At 67.2% G+C, this 940-nt stretch carries 1 protein-coding gene; it reads right to left on the bottom strand.

All coding sequences use genetic code 11. The features are described 5' to 3' along the window. Positions 1-176: 176 nt before the first annotated feature. The coding region (locus ON22_RS01575) for a DUF1266 domain-containing protein (protein WP_255218504.1) at positions 177-940 on the bottom strand (764 nt) is incomplete at its 5' end.

Here is a 940-nt window from a genome sequence, read left to right as displayed (position 1 = left end):
CCACTGCGAGGAGGCATGGTTCCCGCAGTGGTCGGCCGGCAGGGCAGCCCGGCACTGCGGACCGAGATCGCCGGTCCCGGAACTCAGGATCTCGTCGATATGGCCCGCCGCACCAACCGGGCCCGCGGCCAGGTCTGAAGCATCCCAGGCCAGGGGGTTACCGGACTACACCAGGTCTATACGACGCCAGGGGCTGGTCGGGCGTAGCCATAGTCGTAACATTCGAGCCGGCGGTCCACCCCGCCGTCCTTGAGTTCGGCCAGGTCTTCGCATGCCTGCCAGTAGGTCCAGCCGGTGAGGTAGGCGTCGCCGAACTGGCGCCAGTTGCGGTATTTGCGCTGGGCCAGCGGTAGCGCGCGGGCAAGATAGTCCCAGGCGACATCCGCTTCGATATAGCCGGCGGTATAGGCCATCCGGGCCACCGCTACCACCCGGGCCAGATCCCAGGCGTGGATATCGGCGGGCAGCGGCCGGGACAGATGATCGGTGAAACCGATTTTGATCGCCTGGGACCAGATGTCGTAGTCGCGGACCAGGGCTTCGGAATTGTCGATACCGCGGAACGAGGCGACCTGCCGGAGGAAGGCGCGGTGCCGGTCGGCGCGCTCACCGAACCGGTCCCGTTCGCTGGCGTTCAGCGATGCGGTCACCAGCGGGTGGACCAGGGCGTAGAGCGGGGCGTGCATCCCTTCGAGGAGTTGTTCCATCGAGGCGCGGGCCTCGGTACCGTCGGTGATTCCCCAGGCTCCGGTGAGCGTGTCGATGGCAAGTTCGCGCCGGTCACCCAGCGGATGGTCGCGTTCGGGGCCGAGCAGCAATTCGTCGTGGAATGCGTCCCAGCGCGCCGAGTAGAAGGCGCCCAGCGACAATGCCCGCAGGCGGCCATCGTCGATCTGCGCGCCGGACCAATGGTCTTCCTCGCGCTTGTCGAGCTCCGGAT

Source organism: Nocardia carnea NBRC 14403 (assembly GCF_000308515.1).
Lineage (GTDB): Bacteria > Actinomycetota > Actinomycetes > Mycobacteriales > Mycobacteriaceae > Nocardia > Nocardia carnea.
Note: the sequence above shows the minus strand (reverse complement) of the source record. Positions and strands in the feature narration are given on the sequence as shown.